1 protein-coding gene is annotated in these 888 nt (G+C 65.9%); it reads left to right on the top strand.

What is annotated here, in order from left to right; genetic code table 11:
- Window positions 1-62 precede the first annotated feature (62 nt).
- Window positions 63-880, top strand: a protein-coding gene (locus EMA17_RS55900) for an IS5 family transposase (RefSeq protein ID WP_443093105.1) whose coding sequence is annotated in 2 segments (ribosomal slippage) — window positions 63-392 and window positions 395-880 — 816 coding nt in all. Because the reading frame shifts where the segments join, the coding sequence is not laid out codon by codon here.
- The last annotated feature ends 8 nt before the right edge of the window (window positions 881-888 follow it).

Below are 888 nucleotides of genomic sequence, written 5' to 3'. Positions count from 1 at the left end.
ATAGGTCCTAACAAATTATGAGTTTGGTGTGACTATCGGCTTGTTCGGTCGTTGTGCGTGGTGTGCGTAGAGGTGAGTCGCGTCCGTGGGTGGTTTCGGACGAACTGTGGTCCCTGATCGAACCGTTGCTGCCCGAGCCGGCGCCGAAGGCGGTGCCCGGCCGTCCACGTGTGCCGGACCGGCAGGCGTTGTGCGGGATCCTGTTCGTGCTGCACACCGGGATCCAGTGGGAGTTCCTGCCGCAGGAGTTGGGTTTCGGGTCGGGGATGACGTGTTGGCGTCGTCTCGCGGCCTGGAACGAGGCCGGGGTGTGGGATCGGCTGCACGCGATCCTGCTCGCGAGGCTGCATGCGGCGAAACAGCTCGACTGGTCGCGGGCGGTGATCGACTCCAGTCACGTCCGGGCCGCTCGAAGGGGCCCAAAAGCGGTCCGAGCCCGGTCGATCGCGCACGGCCGGGCAGCAAGCACCACGTCCTGGTCGAAGGGCGGGGAATCCCGCTCGCGGTGTCCCTGACCGGCGGAAACCGCAACGATGTCACGCAGGTCGTACCTCTGCTCGCCAAGGTTCCCCATGTCCGCGGACGGGTGGGGCGGCCCCGCCGTCGACCCGACGCCCTCTTCGGCGATCGCGGTTACGACCACGACAAATACCGTCGCCTCGTGTGGGCTAGAGGTACCAAACCCATGATCGCCCGACGGGGACAACCCCACGGATCCGGCCTCGGACGTGTGCGCTGGGTCGTGGAACGAACGATCTCGTGGCTGCACGGCTTCCGTCGCCTCCGCATCCGCTGGGAACGACGCGACGACATCCATGAGGCCTTCCTCGGCATCGCCGTCTGCCTCATCACCCACCGACACGTGAAACGCCTTTGTTAGGACCTCTT

This window comes from Embleya hyalina (genome assembly GCF_003967355.1).
Lineage (GTDB): Bacteria > Actinomycetota > Actinomycetes > Streptomycetales > Streptomycetaceae > Embleya > Embleya hyalina.
Note: the sequence above shows the minus strand (reverse complement) of the source record. Positions and strands in the feature narration are given on the sequence as shown.